Consider the following 22,624-nt stretch of genomic DNA (forward strand, 5'->3'; position numbering starts at 1 on the left):
ATTAATTTTTTGTGACGTTTTCCGCGTTTTGAATCAGTTGCGTCTGGTTGACCACAGCATTTATAAAAGCTGCAATCTCATCAGTGTATTTATAGCCAATACCTGCCCAGTCGTGATTGCCGCCGGGTGCGGTAAGTAGGCTATAGGAAGCGTCTAGCTCTTTCAGTTTTGCCGCGATAAAAGCATCGCCGTCAAGGGGTAAAAAACCAGCACTCAAGTATGGACAAAAATGATGCGGAGCACTCGAGTAGGGAACCAAATTATCAGCATCACCATGAATAAAAAAACCGGGAATCGCATTTTCTACAGTGATGTAGCGGGCATCAACCACAGCTCCTGCAAACGAGATTACTGCAGCAATTTTTGGGTAATCACCCAGATTTTTAAAATCGGGATGTTGCGCCATATAGGCGGTGTTTAAAATACCTTCTGCACCGGCGCTGCTGCCTGCTAAAATGATCTTGTTGTGATCAAAGCTGAAATCCGAATTGGACTCCAGGTAACGTAACGCATCAAGAATATCTGCGGTAGTTTGTTTAAAAGTCTCCATTTTTTCGGCAGCGGGGCAATCACAACCAAAACCGGTTGGTTTACCCTTTCGCGTAAGATGATAGCTTATAGAAGCTACTGCATAACCCTTGGAAGCCATAGTTTCCGAGAACTTTGTTTCTTCTGGGTTATCGCGTTTCCCTCCTGAAAATCCACCACCGTGAACCAGAATTATTAGTGGTCTGGAGACGTCTGCTTTATTTTCCTGCGCAGTGTAGAAATCCAGCTTCAGCGTGTCTGTATAGGTGTGCGTGGATTTTACCAAATCTGCATAGACCTGACCTATATATTTTTGCTGTGCTCCCAGGGAAAAGACTGAAAAAACAAGAGTCGCGAATATGCAGATTTGACGTATCATCCTGGTTAATTTTAGTTTAAAGTAAAAGTTCCTTTTAGGGAAGCGTTGCTGTTTCCGCCCACAAAGATTTCAAATTCACCCGGTTCAGCAACAAAATCGAGCGCGCCATTGTAGAATTTGAGATCATCTGCTTCTAAAGTTAGGGTAACTGTTTTAGTTTCTCCTTTCTTTAAAAACACTTTTTCAAATCCTTTAAGTGTGCGCACCGGCGGGGTAATACTGCGTACTATATCGTGCAGGTACAACTGCACCACCTCTTCGCCGTCTCGGTCACCGGTATTGGTCACGTCAACCTGTACTTCCAGAGATTCACCCTGGTTAATTTCTTTTTTGGCTAGCGAAAGATTTCCATACTCAAATGAAGTATAGCTTAGTCCGTAACCAAACGGAAGCAAAGGTGCATTAGGGGAGTCCAGATATTGAGATTTGAATTTTTCAAACTCTGGACCCGGAGCGGGACGACCCGTATTTTTCATACTGTGATACACCGGAATCTGCCCTACGTTGCGTGGCCAGCTGGCTGTTAACTTTCCGGAAGGATTGTAATCTCCAAAAACCACATCAGCAACCGCATTACCGGCTTCAATACCGGGATGCCAAACCTGTAAAATGCTTACCGCCAAATCCATTTCTTCGGTGATGACCAGTGGGCGGCCACTCATCAAGACAAGTACTACCGGTTTTCCGGTTTTTACGAGTTCGCGTATCAAATGCTTTTGACTTTCCGGAATTGTGATATCGGTGCGGCTTCCGGCTTCACCGCTCATTTCGGTGGCTTCACCTACCACAGCAACAACCACATCAGCATTGTTTGCTGCAGCTAACGCTTCAGCCAATAGGGCTTCCGGACTTTCCTGTGAGATTTCAATACGCGGACCGAATACGTTTACTTTTTTCGCGAAAGCGGAGTCATTAGAGATATTAGCACCTTTAGTGTAAGTGATTTGAGCATCTGGAGCTACATTTTTTAGTCCTTCTAAAATAGGAATTGAAAGTTGCGGGTCTCCGGTTGGTGCCCAGGTACCTAGCATATTGTTTTTGCTATTTGCAAGTGGACCAACCAATGCGATTTTAGCATTTTTAGCAAGCGGAAGCGTATTGTTTTCATTTTTAAGTAAAACGAAAGATTTACGCGCTGCCTCCCGGGCAACGACCTTGTTTGCATCGGTTAGAATATCGCGCTGAGGTCGTTTAGAATCTGAATATTTATAAGGATCCTCAAATAGGCCCAGTCTGTGTTTCGCTTCCAAAATGCGGCGGCAAGCGTTTGTAATGGTTTCTTCGGTTACTTTACCTTCTTCAACCGATTTTTTAAGGGTGGTTAAAAAGCCTTCACCTACCATATCCATATCCAAACCAGCATTTATAGAAAGTGCTGAAACGGCCTGTAGATCACCCATTCCGTGCGCGATCATCTCATTAACCGAGGTGTAGTCTGAAACTACAAAGCCGTCAAAGCCCCAACGGTCACGCAATAGCGTAGTCAATAACCATTTGTTACCACTCGCAGGAACACCGTCAACATCGTTAAACGAACTCATCACACTCTCGGCACCGGCATCAATCGCGGATTTGTAGGGAGGTAAGTATTCATTAAACATTTTTACGCGGCTCATATCGGTGGTGTTGTAATCGCGACCTCCTTCTGAAGCGCCGTAAAGCGCAAAATGTTTAACGGTAGCGATCATGGTATTTTCAGCAGTAAGATCGTCCTGCTGGTAGCCTTCTACCATAGCTTTGGCAATTTGAGAACCCAGATAGGGATCTTCACCGGCACCTTCAGCGATACGGCCCCAACGGGGATCGCGCGCAATGTCTACCATAGGTGAAAAGTTCCAGTTAATGCCATCTGCAGTAGATTCCTGAGCAGCAATCTGGGCGGTTTTCTCAATCAATTTCATATCCCAGCTGCTTGAAAGTCCCAGCGGAATTGGGAAAGTAGTTTTGTACCCGTGAATAATATCAGACCCAATAAGCAGCGGAATACCTAAGCGCGTGTTTTTTACCGCGATTTCCTGAGCCTGTCTGATTTTATCAGGACCTGAAACTCCAAAAAGACCGCCCACGTTTCCGGCTTTAATCTTTTCTTCTACGTTTTTACTTACCACAGAGCCGGTTGCGACACCGCCACCGGGAGTAAGCAAATTGAGCTGACCTATTTTTTCTTCAAGGGTCATTTTTTTTAATAAAGCCTCTACTTCAGGAATCGCCTGTCTTTTCTGACCAATCGCATGTACTGAAATACAGAGGAGTACTATTAAAATGTATCGGGAATGTATTGTCTTCATTTTCAATTTTTTTTGGACTTTCAATTTTTATTTGGTGTGACTAAAAAGCCACAAAAGGAAATCGGGCTCAGCAAAGGCCGGGTCCCAACTGTTGTGATTGGCGTTTTCGTAAACGGTAACTCTCGGTTTTGCACCTTCTTCGAGCATGGCTTCTGCCATTTGCAGGCTGTACGTTGGTTTTACCACATTGTCGTCTGCGCCATGAATTACCCAAAACGGAGTGTTTAAAGCATATTTTTGGACTTCGCTAGTGCTTCCGGCGCCGCAAATGGCAATGGCTGCAGCAAAAGTTTCCGGGTTACGCTGCACCATTTCATAAGTACCCATTCCGCCCATTGAGAGTCCGGCGATATACACTCTTGAAGTGTCAACCTTTCCTTCTTTTATGAAAGAATTTACCAGATCTGCAGCCATCTGTAAATGGGGTGTGGGTTTTTGATCGGGGTGAAAGGTGATGCCGATGGGATAGGTACTTCGGTCTACATCAACATTTGCCCAATAGGAGTCTTTAGGACACTGTGGAAAAATCACGATTGCAGGAAATGCATTGCGATTGCCAGTGTTAGTAAAAACCTGTGCTCCATGGGTAAGTTGTGTTTCATTGTCAGAACCACGTTCCCCGGCGCCGTGTAAAAACAAAACCAGTGGGTATTGTTTAGTCTCGTCGTAGTTTAACGGGTATTGAATGCGATACTGTAAACTATCACCATTGCTGTGATAGACGGCACGTTCAAAGGTATTCTGTGCCAGCATAACAGCTGAACCCAGGAACGCAATGATAAATGTAAGTTGATTTTTCATTGAATTTTATTGAGGTACGGTATAGTTGAAATTTAGTTTGTCAAGACCGGCCTGTACGCGTTCGTTTTGCATAAACAACCTCCAGAGGAGACCGCTTCGGTGATTTTCGATCATAACTAAAATTGGCCCCTGATCAATGGCTAGATAGGCTTCAGCTACTTCATAATTTTGAACCGCACTGAACGCATCATAAAATCCGGCAGGTCCCAGTAAAATATTCTTCAATTCATAAAACCTCCGTAAAGCAGCCATGGATTCTTCTGGTGTATACGGAAATGAACTTAGCGCTGCAGTTGGGGTGATTACCCCTGTGTCATTACCCGCACTGTGGGCGGTATACCCCAGACTTCCATCGCTATTGATGGTATAGCTGGCAGTTAGACCCCAAAGATCAGAACCATAACCCGGCCAGTTTTTTGGGTTTTCAACGCAATAGGCATAATTGCTCAAAGCGTGATTTACTGTAGCGGTCTCATAATTTACATAAGCATCTGATAAACCAAAAGGATTTAAACCCATATAGGAATAATGCGCCCAAAACAGCGGACCTCCGGTTTGCTCTGCTCCGGCGTGTTTCACTTCAAGCGGGTAACCGTAAACCACAGCTGAAGATTTGATACCGCCATTTTGTGCCCAACCCTGATTGTAGACTTCAGGCGCAATGGAAAAATCTTTGGAAGCAGCTGCCATAACATAGGTGATTAAGGTCTCATTATAGCCCTGTAAACTTAGATTTATGGCAAATTCATTATCAGGGCTCCAGTGCCAGTACAATACATTTTCGCCTTGTGTAAACCAATTCCACTCAATACCGTCTATGAGTTCAAAAGCTTTTTGGGCGAGAGCCTGTTCTTCGGCAGAACCGTTTTTGAAATATTCCCCAACAGTTATTAATCCTTGAGCAACAAAAGAAGTCTCTACGATGTCTGCACCATCATCTAATGTGCTAAACGGAATCACCTTTCCTGTAGTACCATTGATCCAGTGGGGCCAGGCACCGTGGAAACGGTCTGCTGTTTCCAGAAAATTGATGATTTTTGAGAGCCGATTAAAACCTTTAGTTCTTGAAATAAACTGTCTTTCAATCCCCACCAGAATTCCCATTAGTCCAAAGCCGGTCCCGCCCGAAGCAACAATATGCTGGTCCCGGGTAGGATTTGCAGGAATGTAGCGTTCTTTAGCGGCACCCGATTCGGCATTGGCATAATCCCAGAAATACTTGAATGTTTCCTCCAGCGTAAGATCTAAAATTTCTTCATCGGTCAAGTCAGGTTCTGTAGTGGGGTTCTCTCCACCATTTCCCTCGTCAGGAGTTTCATCAGGGATGTCGGCGACAGCATCGCTGCTGTCACTAGAACACCCTAATAGGCTCAATACAAATACTATGTGAATTAAATTTTTAATCCTCTTCGTTTTTTAGATACGGACTCTCAAAACCTAGTTTTCTAAGTCCGTTGAGTACTTCTTCATTTTTCATAAACAGATCCCAAAGTAAGCCGCTTCGATAGTTTTCGATCATCACCGGGATAGGACCTTGGTCAATCGCTAAATAGCGCGGTAAATACCAATCCTCTTGCAAGCTAAACGCATCATACGGACCATATTTTCCAACAAGAGAATCTAAATCGGTATACATATGGCGCAAAAAGGCTTTACTTTCTTTAGGGGTGTAAGGCATTGATGATAAGGCAGCTGTGGGGGATATGACTCCAAGGTCATTACCTGGACGATGCCCGGCATAACCATTAATAGAATAACTGGATGTCAATCCCCAAAGGTCGGGGCCATAGCCTTTAAACCCTTTTGGATTTTCAACAGCATATTCATATTGAATCTTCGCATGGTTTACATTGAGTTTCCAATAATCACCATATTGATCAGAAAGCCCTTTTGGGTTTAATCCTAAATAAGAATAATGTGCCCAGAAAAGTGGACCTACAGGAGCATCATCGTGTTCAAAATGATTTAAAACTGTATGCATTCCGTAAACGGTGGTGTCCTGAGCGATCTTACCATCAAGAGCCCAGCCTTTTTCATAAACAGCCTTTGTGATAGGGTGTGTAGGAGAAGCCGCTGCAAGAACATACATAATAAGCGCCTCGTTATAACCTCCTACGGGGAAGTTCATCTTCCAGCCTACATTAGGTGACCAGTGCCAGTAGAGCACGTCTTTACCTTGTGTATACCAGTCCCACTCAACTTCTTCCCACATTCTTTGAATTTGAGCAGCAAGCGCTTTCTCTTCTTCGCTGCCATCTTTATAGTATTCAGCAACGCTAAGTAATCCCTGAACCAGAAAAGCAGTTTCTACCAGATCGCCACCGTCATCATATTTACTGAAAGGTTTCACCTTACCGGTTGTCCCATCGAGCCAGTGTGGCCAGGCACCATGAAAACGGTCTGCATTATCTAAGAAATCAACCATTTTCTGAAAACGGACAAAAGCCGAATCTTTGGGAATGAAACCACGTTCTGCTCCGGCGAGAATTGCCATCAGGCCAAAACCGGTACCGCCTATGGTAACCACATTTTTATCATTTGATGGGTAAATGCCATCCATATGAATACGCTCAGGAGCGAGTCCGGAATTTGTATTGGCCCCATCCCAGAAATAATTAATGGTTTGTTTTTGTACCGAGTCTAGGAGACTCTCTTCATCATTAGAAGGAGAAATCTGGGAAGTGTCTTGCACTTCCCGTTTTTCTGCTTCAGAATCACGACCCTTACATCCTGGCAGGGATAGTAGGATCAACCCAATTAAAATATATCGCATAATTACTTTTTACTCGATGATCGAGATTAAAATTTATTGAATTAGTATCCCGGATTCTGTGTCATTTCAGGAGTTTGAACCAACTGATTGTTAGGGATCGGGAATAATTCGTGTTTACCGGTGATAAATGTCTTACCATCTGCTGCCATTGCAGATTCAGCCTGACCGGTACGCACAAGATCAAACCAGCGGTCGTGCTCCATAGCCAATTCCAGACGACGTTCCGTCCAGATTGCTTGACGTACGGTTCCCTGATCTGTAGAAGTTACTGCTGATAATTCAACACGAGATCTAACTAAATTGAGAGGTGCTAAAGCAGCACTGGTTTGTCCAAGTTCGTTTAAAGCTTCAGCGCGAATGAGGAGTACTTCCGCATAGCGCAACACTCTAATATTCTTGTCGCCGTCACTTTGACCAGCATTAGAAGAGGAGTACGCTTTCTCATTATAGCGTGGGTTTTCAACTCCTGCATCTACTTCACGACCGTCAAAAAGCGTTTCACCAGCAAAAATGATGGTAGCATCACGACGAATGTTGTCACCTGCTGCGTTAAACGCATCTTCTAAATTTTGAGAAGGTGTGTTGAAACCCCATCCCCAACCGCCGGTACCACGAGCACCTTGTGTTTGAGAATATTGTTGAACGCCATGCTGAGGTATTTCACCGCGCGCTTGGATTTCAAATAAAGAACCTGGTCCGTTTTCACCCATTTCTCTCCAGATATTTGCATAATCAGGATCAAGACTGTATTGATTAGAAGTGATCACATTATTGGCCATATCTGCAGCTGCTTGCCATTTTTCTTGATAGAGGTAAACTTTAGCCAATAAGCCTTGAGCTGCACCTTTAGTTGCGCGACCTAAGTCTTCTGTAGCATAATTACTTTTTACAGGAAGCGCATCAATCGCGTCTAATAAGTCTTGCTCAATATAGGCATATACTTCTTCTACTGGAGCGCGTTCTACAAGGTCAACTTCCTGAATAGGGATTGCTCCAAAAGACCGAACCAACCAAAAATAGTTAAGGGCTCTCAAGAATTTAGCCTCACCAATAACTCTAGAACCTGGCACTTGTGTTTGCCCTTCATAGTTTTGTGTGATCTCAATCGCCTGAGAAGCACGACCCACGGTTTTGTACCACTGTGTCCACATCGCGGTTACCGAACCTGAAGAAGAGGTGAAAGTCAAATCATCAAGTACTCTTTTATCTGCACCAGAATCGGTAGGCGAACTCCCTTTATCTGAGTTATCAGAAATAATTTCGGTGATTCCTAAGTAAGAGAATGCATAAGAGAAATCAGTATGCATCCCATAAACGCCGGTTAAAAACTCAACCGGTAAATAGTCGTCGCCATCTTCAGCGGTAGGATCTACAATGTCTACATCTTCAACAAAATCATCACAGCTGCTAAAGACAAGCCCGGTAAACAGGCTTAATAAGAGTGTTTTATATATAAATTTCATAGTGCTTTGTTTTTATAATTTGAAGTTTGCTCCAACAATGAACGAACGTGTATTAGGATATGCCGAAAGCTCGATACCTGTAGTATTTGTAGGGTCTCCATTTTGATTTAATTCTGGAGTAAATCCTGAATAATCGGTAAACATAAATGGGTTTTGAAGCGTTACATACACACGTGCACTGTTTATAAAAGAAGATATTTCAGGCAAGGTGTATCCTACAGTAATGTTGTTGATTCTAAAGTAAGAACCATCTTCTAAGTAATACGAAGAGGCTTCTACATCACGATCAGCTCCTGGATTCACATTGGTAGAACCCGGACCAGTCCATCTTTTGTTGAAAATTTCCTCTGAAATATTCTCTCCACCAAGTCTCGTGCTATATAATCCATTATAAACCTTGTTACCACCTACACCAAAACCAGAAACACTCAAGTCAAAGTTCTTGTAGTTTGCACCTAGATTGATCCCGTAGTTATAGGTAGGAATATATGAGCCAAAGTATTTCTTATCACGGTCATCTATAACACCATCTTCGTTTTGATCTACATAGCGTAAATGTCCGGGTGCAGCGCTACCTAAAGAAGTATTATTGTCGATCTCCTCTTGGGTTTGCCATACACCATCTGCTTCATACATCCACCACGCAAAAATAGGTTGACCTTCTGCAAGACGTTTGGTGATACGGCCGTTACCCAAGCTACCACCAATGGCACCATCATAGGCCGGTCTTACGTTTTGTACGCGGTTTTTGTTGGTTGAAAGGTTAACACCAATGTTATAAGAGAAGTCAGATCCTATTTGATCTCTCCAATTAACTAAAAATTCAAAACCAGAGTTAGAGATCTCTGCAGCCTCATCAAAGAAGTTTGCACTATATTCTGAGTTTAATAAGGGACGTACATTAAGAATTGCATTGGTATTTAAGCGGTTGTAATAATCAATAGTTCCCGAAAGTTTTCTGTTGAATAATGCAAAGTCAAAACCTGCTTCAAATTCTTCAGTGACCTCCCAAGAAAGTGGAATTGCAGGTGTTCCTAAAGCAGAACCTACAATCAAACTTTGTGTAGGACCAAAAACATAATTTGTGTTACGACTTCCAGAACCGGCGTTGATCGATTGCACATTGAATGGAATCGCCTGGTTACCCAATTTACCCCAACCTGCAAAGAATTTCAGGTTGTCTAACACGCCGTTATCTTCCATAAAGGCTTCGTTAGTCATCGTCCAACCTAAACTTACTGCTGGGAAATACCCAAAGAAGTTGTTGTCACCGGTGGCAAAATCACTGGTCCCGTCACGTCTTAGTACGGCGCGTACATAATAACGCTGATCATAGTTATATTCTACTCGACCAAAATACGACTGTAGATTGGTGCTTTGATACGTATCACCGTCTACGTTATCGTTAAATAACTGACTTGTTCTCAAGTTGAAATTACGCAGATTAGGATCTGCCTCCACATCATAAGCCTGAGACTCGGTAAATTCTCCACCTTGATAGTTCTCGCGGCTGATACCTACAGTTGCACTCAGGTTGTGCTTGTCAAACGACTTATCGTAAGTAAGGAAACTTTCAATATTCCAACGATATGATTCTGTGCGTCTTATGGTGTACGAGTTATTTGCATATTCTGTAGAAACTACACCGTCCTCATTAGGAACACGTTGTGCATCAAAAAAGGCTTCAGAACGGTTGGGGTCTGCATTTAACCACTGGTCTCTAATATCTGTAAAGCTTTTGCTTGTTGCGTAGTATTTAGTTGCACCAAAACGAGTGGTTAGCATCAAATCATCAGTAATGTCTAGTTCTGCAGCGATCTGACCTTGAAGGCTGGTTGTATTGATTTGCTGATCCTGATAATACACTTGAGAAACCGGGTTTCCGTGAGAATTTAAACGACCTAGCGTTTCGCCAGGCTGTGTAGTAAATCCTACAACTCCGGTAGATTGGTTTACAAAAGATTGTCCAAAAAGACCATTGTCATAACGCACAGGAACTAACGGAGACTGGCGATAGGCTGTACTAAAAGCTCCAAAAGGTTTAGGAGTTTCATTAGTATAAGCAACATTTAAGTTTTGTACAAAACGTAAACGGTCATTAAATAAATGATAGGTGTTGTTACTACGAATAGTACCACGGTTGTACTGCTGACCTTCTAAAATACCTTTCTCTTGATACAGGTTGTAGCTCAAGAAATAGTCTATGTTCTCTCCTGCTCCTGAAACCGAAAAACTATTGTTATTAATAGTACCCGTTTGTAGTAATTCATCATACCAGTCCGTATTATAGCGTTGATTTTGTTGAAGTAAAAAGCCTCCATTTGCAGCACTTTCTTCATTAAAATATTGCGTATACTGCTGCGCATTTGCCATCTTAACTGGATTTAATATGGTTTTAGCTCCATAATACGATTCAAAAGAGAATACTGTTTTACCTTGCTTACCACGTTTGGTAGTGATCAGAATAACACCGTTTGCAGCACGTATACCATAAATGTTGGCATAGGAAGCTCCCTTTAAAAAATCGATCGATTCAATGTCGTTCGGGTTGATGCTGGTAATATCAGACAATGGTTGGCCATCTACGATATAAAGAGGAGATCTACCTCCTTCTGCAGTACCCAGACCACGCATTAAAACAGTAGGTGTAGAACCAGGTGCATCGTTTGCGATAATATTAACACCGGCAACTTTACCTTGAACAGAGGTCAAAGCAGAAGTAGCAGGTTGCTTAGTAATCTCTTCACTATCAACAGAAACGATCGCTCCGGTAATGTCAGATTTTTTCTGATTACCATACCCTACAACAACTACTTCATCAAGTTCGCTCGACTGATCTTGCAACACTATATTATATGTAGCGTCATTAGTTATAGAAAATGTTTGAGCTTCAAAACCTAAATACGTGACACGTACTTGATCTCCGACTACAACTTCTAATGAAAAGTTTCCATCAAAATCGGTAACAGCATAGTTGTCTTTATCAACAACTTTAACTTCTGCTCCCGGTAATGGCACATCACGAGTATCTGTAATAGTACCCGTTACTGTTTTTGTATCCTGTGCTGTTACTCCAAAAGTAACGAGTGACAGAAATAACAGAAAAGTTATTTTAAGTTTCATACACACTAAAATTTGAATTGGTTTTTTATGATTTTGGGGTCAATATAGCAGAGGAATAAGTTAATATAGCTACATAAAAAATACATCAGAGTGTTAATTTATAGTAACTATCTCTAATTAAGTTATTTATAATTTATAAAATGTAATTATAACGTTTTCGTAAACTGCATTGATGTAGTGTTGAGAAAGTATTATTTAGTTAAAATAGCTATTGAAGTATAAGAATTTAATAATTTTTGATCAGGTATTTTGATAAATTCTTACCGCTTTTTAGACCTAATTTTTTACGTAATCTATACCGATGAATCTCTACTCCACGAACCGAAATTGCCATGAGTGGAGCAATTTCTTTGGTGCTTAAATTCATTTTTAAATAGGCACAGAGTTTTAAATCCTTTGAACTCAAATCAGAATGGTCTTCCAATAACTGATGAAAGAAATCATCGTTGATTTCTTTGAAAGTCGTTTCAAAAACCTTCCAGTTATCTTTTGCGTCGATGATGTGATTGATCTTGCTTTGAATGTTAGAAACCTTTTTTGGGTTGCTGCCTTTTTCTTTTACATCCTCCAGTTCATTTTTAATATCTATTAAGCTGCTGTTACGTTTTGCGGCCAGATAGGTTGTATTAGCAAGTTCTTTGCGTTTAGTATTGATCTCTTGCAGTAGTTTATTGCGTTCTGCGATTTGGGTTTTACGTTCTTGTTCTTTAACCAGACGTTCTTCAAGTTCCCTACGGTGTTTATTCAGTTTGTTTTTATTGATTACTGCAATTAGAAAGATGATTCCAAAAAGCAATAATACATAGATAACAATCATCATATTAGATAAGTACCAGGGTCTGCTGATCACAAAATCTATGGTAAGTGGCTTTTCTCCTTGTTTCCCGTTAACGAGAGGCCAAATGTTGAGTTTATAACTCCCGGACTGTAAATTCTGAAAAGATAGTGTTCCTTTTGAGTAGCCTTTATTTCCGTTAGAAAGGGTGTAATAAAATTCAGGTTTATGTAAAGATGGTGCAGCTACTTCAAAATCAATAGTTGCAGATTCATTATAATCTATTTTAAAGATTGATGCATTAATGTCTAATGTACTTTTTGAAGTAGAAACCAAACTGAGTAAGGGTTCTTGCATTTGTTCTCGAGTGCCGGCTTGTTTCAGTTGAGTAAGATTTAATCGCCCAAAACCTTCATTCAGCGTAATCAAATAAATACTATCGTTGCGCTTTATAATACGCTCATAGTTTTTTATAGATCTGCTTTCTAAAACAGGTTCATAAATGAATATACTGTCCTGAGTAAAATCTGTGTAAACAAGACCGTTTCCGTTTCGGTTTTTAAACCAATACGAGTTTTCCTGATTACTCAGTAAAGCATAAGAATTATAGGATTTTAGATCTTTAAAAAGTTCGAGATCTTTACTGATGCGGTTATAGCGATACCAATTACCGGCATTGTAAAAAGCGGTCTGACCTTCAATTTGATGTATAGTGGTTTTGTAAGCATCTAGTGATTCATGAGTTGTATAAAACTGCTGATTGCTGATTTTTAACTCCGCCAAGTCAAGATCTGCAGCATAAAAACCTTTATACGGATGTGCGGCCCAAAAGTGTGTTTTATCCTCAAAAATAATGTGTTCTACCGGTGCGCCGCCAGCTTCATAAAGCGGAAGATTTTCTAGATTTTCAGCTTGCATTTTATACCGCTTTAAGCCGTTGTATGTGCTGTTAATGTATTCCTGTGACTGAGGAATTTGCGTTAAACTAAAACTCCCCGAAGCTCCTGAAATAAGACTGAGTTGATCGTTTTTTAATTCAAACAGTCCCAGGTTGTGATTAATATATAACTGATTATTAATCGTGCTGAAACTCCATACCTGTCCTTGAGAACCGGGAATAAAAGACAGACCAGAATCTGTAATTTTATGCACCCCCGTATTGCTACCTACATAAAAAGCATCATTAAAATAGGCAATATCATAAACAGCTCCCAACTGCCCGGTGTTGTCTAAAAAATATTGAATGGGAGCATCAGGGATAATCTCATCTATGCCATTATCTAGACCCAGCCAGACTTTAGTATTTGATTTATGAAGTGATAATACGGTATTGTTTTGAAGACCGTTTTGGCGAAACTGATTTTTAAAGGTTTGTGTCTTGGGGTTGTAATATAAAATACCTCCTTTGATAGTCCCGATAATAAGGAGACTTTCATTAAAAGGCTCAATTTTGTTGAGTTCGTTTGTGTTTAAAAATTCACTTAGGTTTGGGTTCCCCCAGGGAATGAGTTGTTCATCTTTAAAACTGAATATTCCGTTGATACGTGTTCCGGCGAGTAGTTTTCCCTTGAAAGAAGTAAGCTCAATGATAGCACTAGAATTATTGGTGTTGAAAGTGACCGCTTTAAATGTTTCAGCTTGAAAACGATAAATCCTTCCATCATTAGCGCCCAGAAAAAGTTGATTTTTAAAGAAGGTCATTGCGGTAATTACAAAATCTGGCTGAAATGCGGAGATCTTGTTGTTTTCATAACGGTACAGCTTTCCGAAGGATCTAAAATAAACTGTATTTCCTACCGAATAAATTTGCCAGAACTCTTCATTTTGAAACGTAGTATCAATAAGGTGCGTAAGTGAGGTGTATTGTAAACCGCCAACGCGTGTTTTTGTCCAGTATCCAAACTCCTCATAAGAGCCGGTATAAATACGATCTCCCAGACAGAAAACAGAGCGTATGATGGTCTGGTTAGGTAATGTAAAAACTTCCCATCGCTGACCGTCAAAACGCAATAACCCTTCGTTATTCGCTGCATATAAAATACCGTCTGCATCTGTGCTCAAGCCCCAGTTTTGACTTGCCGCATTATATGTGTTACTGCTGTAATTGGTTACCGGTGGAAAAAAGTTTTGCGCATAATTTGATGTTCCGGAAAGAAGCAGGACAACGAGAATGAATCTATTTAAATATTTTGAGAACATATGTGGTAGGCTAGATACGATAACGTTTGCAAGTCTTAAAAATACCGAAGCTAAAAGCTTAACGCGTACCTTTTAATTGGATACTGTAAAAGTATTAAAAAGTAAATTGCATTGGTGTAACCTGAGCCGCATTTACACCTAAACTTACCCCAATTATTGAGTTCGTTATAAAAGTTATGCAGTAACTTCTTTTATTGCAGGAATGTTGCCCAAACGTTGTGAATTTAAAATAGCAATGACCAGCATGCCAAATAAGGTGAGCATCAGATACGGGAACGCAACCCCCTGGTCAATTAAAAAACCGATAAGCAGCGGTGCCAGTGCTGTGCTTAAAATCATACCCATAGAAAACAAACTGTTTACTGCACCCAACTTTGCGGTCCCGTAAACTTCGGCTAATACTGCAGATTTAACTGTGCCGGCAACGCCTGTGCTTATGCCGGTCATTATGAGAAAAATAAGCGCGCCTGCAATACTATCCATAAATGCAAAGGGTAGAAGTCCTAAGGCTTGAGGAATTAAGAAAAACCGATACAATTTTTTTGCGGTAAACTTATCGACCCAGAGTCCGCCAATGACAGACATAATGAACCGCGTTATTGCATATCCGGTAAAAAATGCTGCATAAAGCGATACAGACCAACCTTTTTCTTCCACAAAAGTGTACTGATATAAAAACACAGCGGTAGATGTAAAACTCAACATAAAGGTAGATGGCATCAATACAGCAAAACGCCTGTCTTTTATAATACCGCCAAAATCTTTTGCAAGCGTTTTAAAGCTGGGTTTTTTAGCTACTTGTGATTCTTTATCAAAATAACTGAGATTTCTAAAAGAAAAAACAATCAGACATAGAGTCAAAAATACTGCGCTGGTTTGCGCTGCAATTTCAAATCCAAAATCAACGATAATCGTTGTAATACAAATAGGGAAAATTGCTTCTCCCATAGGGAAACCCAGAGCAGCAACACTAAGTGCTTTCCCACGATTAGCGCCATAATAGCGTGATATAACTGTCTGACTAATATGACTCATCATACCCTGACCGGTAAGCCGTAATCCTATCATAGCAAGTATAAGCAAGCTGATGTGATAAGGTGAAAAACTCAAAATTAAACATGAAAGAATTAAACCTGTGAAATTGAGTAATACCACCGTTTTAACCGGTTTATGATCGATCGTGTGACCTACTGCAATAAGAATTACTGAAGCAATAACGGTGCCCAGCGCATAGATGCTTCCAAAAGTTCCTTCAGAAATTTCAAAAGTTTTTACCAGCTCAGGAACATAGAGTGAGATCAAAAAGGTTTGTCCAAAACTGGAAAGAAAGGTTAGCGACCAACCAAAACTTACGGTCTTAAAATTTGATCTTAAAAACTGAGCGAGACTCTTCAAGGTTTTGGTTTTACGGTTAAAATTGAAATTTTGAATCACAAAATTAAGAAACACTTTAAGCCTAAATGCTTTAGCCTGTAGCTTCTTTTCTATTTTTAAGAAATACGCATTTTTGCTATTGAAAATCAATAAGTTGATAATCAGCAATAACAAACGGAGTAAAAACCAACATTTGCACCCTTTTAAGAGAATTCAAAAATAGGGTAACGAACTTTGCAGTAAACGTTCATTTGGGTATATAGCAACCGCCTGAATGAGGATTAAAAATATCAGAATATGCATTTTATAAAATATCTAAGTATACTGGCAGTTAGCCTTATTTTCTTAAACTATAATACTATAGATCTTAAAAAGAAAAAGGATAAAGTGAAAATTGTAAAAACTTGGGAGATGCCAGATGAGCTCGAAGAAATCTCGGGAATCTCTTGGATTGATAATGGTAGAATTGCAGCTATTGAAGATGAGGATGGTGTGATCTATAGCTACGATTTGAACACATCAAAAATTACCAAAACCATTGAATTTGCAGATGATGGCGATTATGAAGGCGTTGCCGTAAACGGAAATAATGCGTATGTAATGCGTAGCGACGGTTTGCTCTTTGAAGTGCGTGATTACATGAGTGATTCGCCAAAAACGAGGACCTATCAATCCTCGATGTCTCATAAAAACAATGTAGAAAGTCTTACGCTTGATGCTAAAAACAACAGGTTGCTGACTGCTCCCAAAGATGAGGACCCCAACGATGAAGATATTAAAGGAATCTATGCTTTTGATCTTAATAAAAGATTGATGGTACCAGACTTGATCTTTAAGATTGATATGAAAGACAAAGCGCTTAAAGATTTTAAAAAGAAGAAAAGTAAACGTACGTTCAGACCTTCAGATCTGGCGATACATCCACAAACCGGAGAGATCTATATACTTGAAGGCGTAAATCCAAAATTGATGATTTTGGATGTTTCTGGAGCTATAAAAAAGGTATACGACCTCGATAGTGATGATTTTGCCCAGCCTGAAGGAATAACCTTTAGTCCAGAGGGGCGCCTCTTTATTTCTAACGAAGCCCACGGTGGTACAGCCAATATTCTGGAAGTTAAATTGAAAAATTAATCTCCGGTATCTTGTAAGTTTAATGAAAAGCTAACTTTTACTTCATTGAGATCTCATGCCAACTGTGTAAATTTAGGATATGAGAATAGGCTATAGTTTCCTTGTATTTAGTTTTATCTTAGTAAGTTCTTGCAAAGAAAAAACCACAGAATCAGTAACAATGACATCAAAAACAATACACGTTCAAGGTCACAGAGGGGAACGCGGCAACCTGCCCGAAAATTCGATTCCTGCCTTTTTAGGAGCACTTCGCAAAGGCGTAGATGTATTAGAATTAGATGTAGTGATCTCTAAAGACAAAAAGGTGGTGGTAAGCCACGAGCCGGTGATGCTCCCGCTCTATATGTCGACTCCTAAGGGAGATTCTATCCCGCAGGGTGATGCGGAAAAGTATAATTTATATGAAATGGATTATGCTGAAATCAAACAATTTGACGGCGGTTCTAAGGGTAATGTACGCTTTCCGAAGCAACAGAAGTTGAAGACTTATAAACCCTTATTAAGCGAAGTTTTTGATACAGTAGCGGCTACGATTAAAGCTGAAAATTTGAAACCGGTAAAATTTAATATCGAGATCAAATCGATACCCGAAGAATACGGTGTTTTTCAACCGGAACCTAGGGAATTTGTAGATTTAGTAATGCAGGTTATTCAGCAAAGTAAAGCTGAAGATTTGGTGAATATTCAGTCGTTTGACACCCAAATTCTTGAAGTGATGCATAACCAGTATCCCGATATTGAACTTGCCTATTTGGTTGAGAACGGAAAATTTCAAAACAACCTGAAGCAGCTTTCATTCACACCAGAGATTTACAGTCCGTATTTCAAACTGCTTGATTCGGCTGAAGTCAACAAAATTCACGAGGCAAGTTTAAAAGTGATCCCGTGGACGGTTAATGAACCGGAAGATATTGATGCCGTAATCATGCTACAGGTTGACGGAATCATTACCGATTATCCGGAGCGGGTGCTTAAAGCACTGAAACAGGAGTAGTTATACAAAAACTTTTTAGTAGTGAAGATTCAGGAATTAAAAGTATATACGCCCCATCTGACCCTGCAGCGGCTGTTTTATGAAGAAACGCTGGGACTTGAAGTATTTAACGCGACCAACGATCGCTTTTCGGTAAAGCTCGGAGAATCGATACTGGTGTTTGAGCAACGGGAGACCGCCACACCATATCATTTTGCGATGACGATTCCTGCAAATAAAGAAAAAGAAGCGCTTACCTGGCTCAAACAACGGGTTGATATTCTTAATTATGAGGGTAATACCATACAGGAGTTTAAAAACTGGAACGCAAAGGCAATCTACTTTTACGATGCAGATCAAAATATTGTCGAGTTTATTGCCCGAAATACCCTGAATAACCAAACTTCAGATGGCTTTAGTAAAGCACAATTGCTTGAAATTTCGGAAATAGGGCTTCCTACAGATGCTATTGATCAAAGCTTTATTATACTTAACAAAACGCTGGGACTTGAAGTCTACGACGGCAATTTTGAGCGTTTTTGTGCGGTGGGTGATGCAAACGGATTGATTATTCTTATCGATAAAAATTCCAGAAAATGGTTTCCTACCAATGACACGGCTTATCCTTCAGATTTTAGCCTAATCGCAAAGGTTGATAGGTCGACATTTAGAATTGAATATAAAAATGAAATTTTAAAAGCAGAACCTATAACTACAACAAGTAAACAAAACTTGTAAATGCAACACAACCTTAAATCCATCCGTCCATTTATAGGATCTAAAGACTTTAAAACATCGCGCGCGTTTTACCGCGAAATGGGTTTTGAAGAAGTCTTGATTTCTCCTAAAATGGCTTTGTTTAAAAATGGGGATTTATGCTTTTATCTTCAAGATGCCTATGTGAAAGATTGGGTAGACAATACCATGCTTTTTCTGGAAGTAGAGAATCTGAAAGCGCATTTGAAGCACCTTAAATCCTTAAATCTGCCTCAAAAGTTTGAGGCCGTACGTGTTTCAGAACTGGTACATAACGATTGGGGCTCAGAATATTTTGTACACGATCCTTCCGGAATTCTTTGGCATATAGGAAGTTTCAAATAGATCATTTCGGGTAATTTGAGTACGAGGTGGATGAAATTCTTTAATATTTAGCCAATACGATGTTAGGGCTATCCAAAAACACCGGTTCAACTCGATCTCATTAGTTAGCTTTAATAAAATTTTAAAGTCAAATGCAATGCGAATATTACTTCTTTTTTGTTCTGTACTTTTAATAAGTTCTTGTAAAGAGAATCCTAAAAATAAGGAAACACCTATTCCTCAAAGTCAGCATGCAGGTTCTGAAGTACCTGAACCTATATCCTCTCCTCAAAGGCTTACGAATATAGAAGACATAAAAAAAGAGTACAGCCGCCTTAGGCAGCTTTTAAAAACTAAAGATTTAGATTCTACTTCGTTTACCTACAATTGCAACGGTGAAAAATCAGGTACTGTAGTATTTTTTTCAGACACTACAGGACTTAAAGTGATCAGACACGCGCATAATGAATACAGCCATTTTGAAGCAGCTGATTTTTATTACCTCCGCGATGAAGTTCCGTTTTTTGTATTTTCTACAAATACAACGTGGAGCTTTAGTGGAGGTACAGCAGATGCGCCACAAACTACTGATAATGTAGTGGAAAAGCGTTTTTACCTATTAAATGGAGAACCGGTTGACTGCCTGCAGAAGCAATACAGTGTCAAATCTGATGAAGCCAATCCGATTAACCCCAATACTATAGCCAATCAAAAGACAGATTGTAAGGCAATTGAAGACTATTTAGAAACGTATAAGCTTCTTTTAAAACATCGGGAAACTACTTCAGAAATCACCTGTCTTTAAAATCTAAAAACGATTTAAAAATTAGCCTGAAAAACTTCAGATTATTTTAAGGGGGTACTTAGCTTTGTTGCTTACAAGTACCACTTCATGAAGCGCACCTTTATTAAATCAATTCTGCTGGCAGGTTTTACTATTGCTTTGGCATTGATTTATATAGTGGCTCCTGTGCAGCAAGCGGCATTACAATGGGCTCACGAATTGGATCACGAGTTCAATCATATAACTGCACAAGCACATAAGCACCATTTTATAACTGCAGAAGAATTACTTGCTGAAGCCGGTCATGATCACCGTACGTTAGAATACATCAAGCAGGTATTGGAGCCTTTTGAAGACGATCTCAAAAACGAGAAAGAACGACCTAAGCCATTTAAAATTGATAAGCATCTTCAGGTTGAGCGCTTTTCAGAATGCGTCTTAACGCATCAGATAACTACTAAAACTTCTTATGATTTAAGAATGCAAATCCACCGGCAGTTTGCCTTGAGAGACCCGGTGCCTCCTCCCGAAGTTTAAGAATATCCTCAGTTGATTTTATAATAGGTCGCTTTTGCTGTTGTTAAAAGTGACCTGTTACGTGGTGTTGTTTTAGTCCGTTTTCAGCGTTAAACCTTTTTAACGCAAAGGGATGGACAGCGCCTTTATTTAATATTCTTATACACTTTTATGAAATACATTTTTATACTTTTACTGGTGTGCTGTGCGTCTGTAAACGCTCAGGATTTAACAGGAACCATTACAGATAGGGATAAGCATGCCCTGGAGAATGTCAATATTTATAACCTGTCAAAAGGAAGTCATACCCACACCGATGCTAATGGAACTTTTGTGCTTCCTGCGCCATGGCTTCAGGATTCACTGGTGATCTCCCGTTTAGGTTTTAAAACTCAACATTTAATAGTTGACCAGGCCTTGCTTTCAGAACCTCTAGTTGTAGAGCTGGAAGAAGCCAGCACTTCATTAGATCAGGTAGTGCTTACTGCTGAGGTAAATTCATTGAGTACAGTGGTTGCGGTAGATCTTAAACTGAATCCGGTTAAATCATCACAAGAGATCTTGCGTAAAGTACCGGGACTGTTCATCGGGCAACACGCTGGGGGTGGTAAAGCAGAACAGATCTTCTTACGCGGTTTTGATATAGACCACGGTACGGATGTGGCGATTAGCGTAGATGGGATGCCGGTGAATATGGTGTCTCATGCGCATGGGCAGGGATACGCTGATCTGCATTTTGTAATCCCGGAAACCATAGAGAATATTGACTTCGGAAAAGGGGCGTATTACGCAGATAAGGGAAACTTTAATACAGCAGGTTATGTAGATTTAAGATTGAAAGAGCATTTGGATGCAAGCAGTATTTCGGTGGAAGCGGGTCAGTTCAATACTTCGCGTTTAACGGGCTTGTTCAATTTGGTTGATGAACAAAATCACACGGCGTACCTGGCTTCAGAAATGTACCTGACCGATGGGCCTTTTGACAGTCCGCAAAACTTCAACCGCTTCAATGTTTTGGGTAAATACACCTATACCAATCCTAATAAAGATAAACTCACATTGACGGCTTCTCATTTTCAAAGCAAGTGGGATGCTTCGGGACAGATTCCACAGCGCGCCGTAGATCAGGGATTGATCGGTAGGTTTGGTGCTATAGATGATACAGAGGGTGGACAAACAAGCCGGACCAACATCAACTTAAACCACTTGAAGAATCTGGAACATAATGCAGTTTTAAAAACCAATGCTTTTGTGTCTAAGTACGATTTTGAACTGTACTCTAACTTTACGTTTTTCTTAGAAGATCCGGTAAATGGAGATCAGATCAAGCAGCAGGAAGATCGTTTTATTGCAGGCTTGCAAAGTGTGTATGAACGTAAACATGTAACACTGGGGTCAGGCAGTTTAGAGTATCAGGCGGGTGTAGGATTTAGATATGATAATGTAGATCATATGAGTTTGTCACACACGCTCAACCGCCAGACAACATTAGATCGTATTGCACTTGGAGATGTAGACGAACTCAACGCATTTGCTTTTCTGAATACCGAATTCAAAACCGGGAAGTTTACCTTCAATCCGGCAGTACGTCTGGATTATTTCAAATTTGATTACTACAACAAGCTTACGGAAACGTATGACAATCAGAGCGAATCTAAAGTGGCCTTCAGTCCTAAATTCAATACGATTTTTTCACCCACCCAAAACTGGCAGCTTTCGTTGAAGACCGGTATCGGTTTTCATTCTAACGATACGCGTGTGGTGGTGGCTAACAGTGGCGAAGATATTTTGCCTGCAGCTTATAGTGTAGATTTGGGAACTATTGTAAAACCCATAGATCGTCTGGCTTTAAATGCAACCTTATGGACGCTTTTTCTGGATCAGGAATTTGTATATGTGGGTGATGCCGGTATCGTAGAGCCTAGCGGAAAGAGCCGAAGAATGGGTGTTGAAGTAGGCGCGCGGTATCAGCTGTTAGACTGGTTATACGTATATGGAGATGCCAATTATACCCATGCCAGAAGTACGGAAGAAGCTGATGGAGAAGATTACATTCCACTGGCTCCAAAGTTTACTTCAGCAGGGGGTCTGAGTGTTGACAATCGGAATGGGTTTAGCGGAACTTTAGGATACCGCTGGTTGGGTGACCGTGCCGCCAATGAAGACAATTCCATCGTGGCAGCAGGTTATTTTGTAACTGACTTTAATGTGAATTACACAATTAAGAACTGGACGCTGGGCATTATCGTTGAAAACCTGTTTGACGTGGACTGGAATGAAACCCAGTTTGCTACAGAAAGCCGACTCTTTAATGAACCGGCACCGGTAGAAGAAATCCATTTTACCCCGGGAACACCTTTTTACTTGAGAGGAAAGATCACATATAGATTTTAACTCCGGCTTAAAAAATAGCCAATCTAAAAGGCTGTTTGCG

Annotated in this window: 16 protein-coding genes; 7 read left to right on the top strand and 9 right to left on the bottom strand. The window is 40.4% G+C overall.

The window, feature by feature from the left end:
* Position 1 precedes the first annotated feature (1 nt).
* From DSM03_RS04675 to DSM03_RS04715, 9 genes are all read right to left on the bottom strand, one after another.
* Positions 2-907, bottom strand: a complete 906-nt coding sequence (locus DSM03_RS04675) for an alpha/beta hydrolase (RefSeq protein WP_128759834.1) — start codon at positions 905-907, stop codon at positions 2-4.
* A gap of 11 nt (positions 908-918) precedes the next feature.
* Positions 919-3,195 (bottom strand): beta-glucosidase BglX, encoded by a 2,277-nt coding sequence (bglX, locus tag DSM03_RS04680; RefSeq protein WP_128759835.1) that lies wholly within the window; start codon positions 3,193-3,195, stop codon positions 919-921.
* Between the two features lie 27 nt (positions 3,196-3,222).
* Positions 3,223-3,996 carry a carboxylesterase family protein gene (locus DSM03_RS04685; RefSeq protein ID WP_128759836.1) on the bottom strand — a complete coding sequence of 258 codons (774 nt, stop codon included), beginning with the start codon at positions 3,994-3,996 and terminating at the stop codon, positions 3,223-3,225.
* Between the two features lie 6 nt (positions 3,997-4,002).
* Positions 4,003-5,400 carry a glucoamylase family protein gene (locus DSM03_RS04690; protein WP_201740413.1) on the bottom strand — a complete coding sequence of 466 codons (1,398 nt, stop codon included), beginning with the start codon at positions 5,398-5,400 and terminating at the stop codon, positions 4,003-4,005.
* Positions 5,396-6,769 (bottom strand): glucoamylase family protein, encoded by a 1,374-nt coding sequence (locus tag DSM03_RS04695; RefSeq protein ID WP_128759837.1) that lies wholly within the window; start codon positions 6,767-6,769, stop codon positions 5,396-5,398. The genes DSM03_RS04690 and DSM03_RS04695 overlap by 5 nt, the downstream gene beginning before the upstream one ends.
* A gap of 41 nt (positions 6,770-6,810) precedes the next feature.
* Positions 6,811-8,232: a RagB/SusD family nutrient uptake outer membrane protein gene (locus tag DSM03_RS04700; protein WP_128759838.1), complete on the bottom strand. Its 1,422-nt coding sequence runs from the start codon at positions 8,230-8,232 to the stop codon at positions 6,811-6,813.
* Positions 8,233-8,244: 12 nt separating this feature from the next.
* Positions 8,245-11,355 carry a SusC/RagA family TonB-linked outer membrane protein gene (locus tag DSM03_RS04705; protein ID WP_128759839.1) on the bottom strand — a complete coding sequence of 1,037 codons (3,111 nt, stop codon included), beginning with the start codon at positions 11,353-11,355 and terminating at the stop codon, positions 8,245-8,247.
* Positions 11,356-11,581: 226 nt separating this feature from the next.
* Positions 11,582-14,329: a LuxR C-terminal-related transcriptional regulator gene (locus DSM03_RS04710; RefSeq protein ID WP_128759840.1), complete on the bottom strand. Its 2,748-nt coding sequence runs from the start codon at positions 14,327-14,329 to the stop codon at positions 11,582-11,584.
* A 174-nt stretch (positions 14,330-14,503) separates the two neighbouring features.
* Complete coding sequence (locus DSM03_RS04715; RefSeq protein ID WP_338068054.1) at positions 14,504-15,871, bottom strand: MFS transporter; 1,368 nt, start codon at positions 15,869-15,871, stop codon at positions 14,504-14,506.
* A gap of 129 nt (positions 15,872-16,000) precedes the next feature.
* On the opposite strand from DSM03_RS04715, the gene DSM03_RS04720 reads away from it, so the two are divergent.
* The 7 genes from DSM03_RS04720 to DSM03_RS04750 all read left to right on the top strand — a co-directional run bounded on the left by DSM03_RS04720 (position 16,001) and on the right by DSM03_RS04750 (position 22,584).
* The gene (locus DSM03_RS04720) at positions 16,001-16,837 is read left to right on the top strand and encodes an SdiA-regulated domain-containing protein (protein WP_128759842.1); all 837 of its coding nucleotides are present in this window, start codon (positions 16,001-16,003) and stop codon (positions 16,835-16,837) included.
* A 160-nt stretch (positions 16,838-16,997) separates the two neighbouring features.
* Complete coding sequence (locus DSM03_RS04725) at positions 16,998-17,831, top strand: glycerophosphodiester phosphodiesterase family protein (RefSeq protein WP_236638710.1); 834 nt, start codon at positions 16,998-17,000, stop codon at positions 17,829-17,831.
* Between the two features lie 21 nt (positions 17,832-17,852).
* Entirely contained in the window at positions 17,853-18,548 is a 696-nt protein-coding gene (locus tag DSM03_RS04730) for a VOC family protein (protein ID WP_128759844.1), read from the top strand.
* On the top strand, positions 18,549-18,911 hold the full coding sequence (locus DSM03_RS04735; RefSeq protein WP_128759845.1) for a VOC family protein: 363 nt from the start codon (positions 18,549-18,551) through the stop codon (positions 18,909-18,911).
* Positions 18,912-19,047: 136 nt separating this feature from the next.
* Positions 19,048-19,695: a hypothetical protein gene (locus DSM03_RS04740; RefSeq protein ID WP_128759846.1), complete on the top strand. Its 648-nt coding sequence runs from the start codon at positions 19,048-19,050 to the stop codon at positions 19,693-19,695.
* Between the two features lie 87 nt (positions 19,696-19,782).
* Positions 19,783-20,211, top strand: coding sequence for a hypothetical protein (locus DSM03_RS04745; protein ID WP_128759847.1), 429 nt, complete (start codon positions 19,783-19,785; stop codon positions 20,209-20,211).
* A 150-nt stretch (positions 20,212-20,361) separates the two neighbouring features.
* Positions 20,362-22,584 carry a TonB-dependent receptor gene (locus DSM03_RS04750; protein ID WP_128759848.1) on the top strand — a complete coding sequence of 741 codons (2,223 nt, stop codon included), beginning with the start codon at positions 20,362-20,364 and terminating at the stop codon, positions 22,582-22,584.
* The last annotated feature ends 40 nt before the right edge of the window (positions 22,585-22,624 follow it).

This window comes from Leeuwenhoekiella aestuarii (genome assembly GCF_004104055.1).
GTDB lineage: Bacteria > Bacteroidota > Bacteroidia > Flavobacteriales > Flavobacteriaceae > Leeuwenhoekiella > Leeuwenhoekiella aestuarii.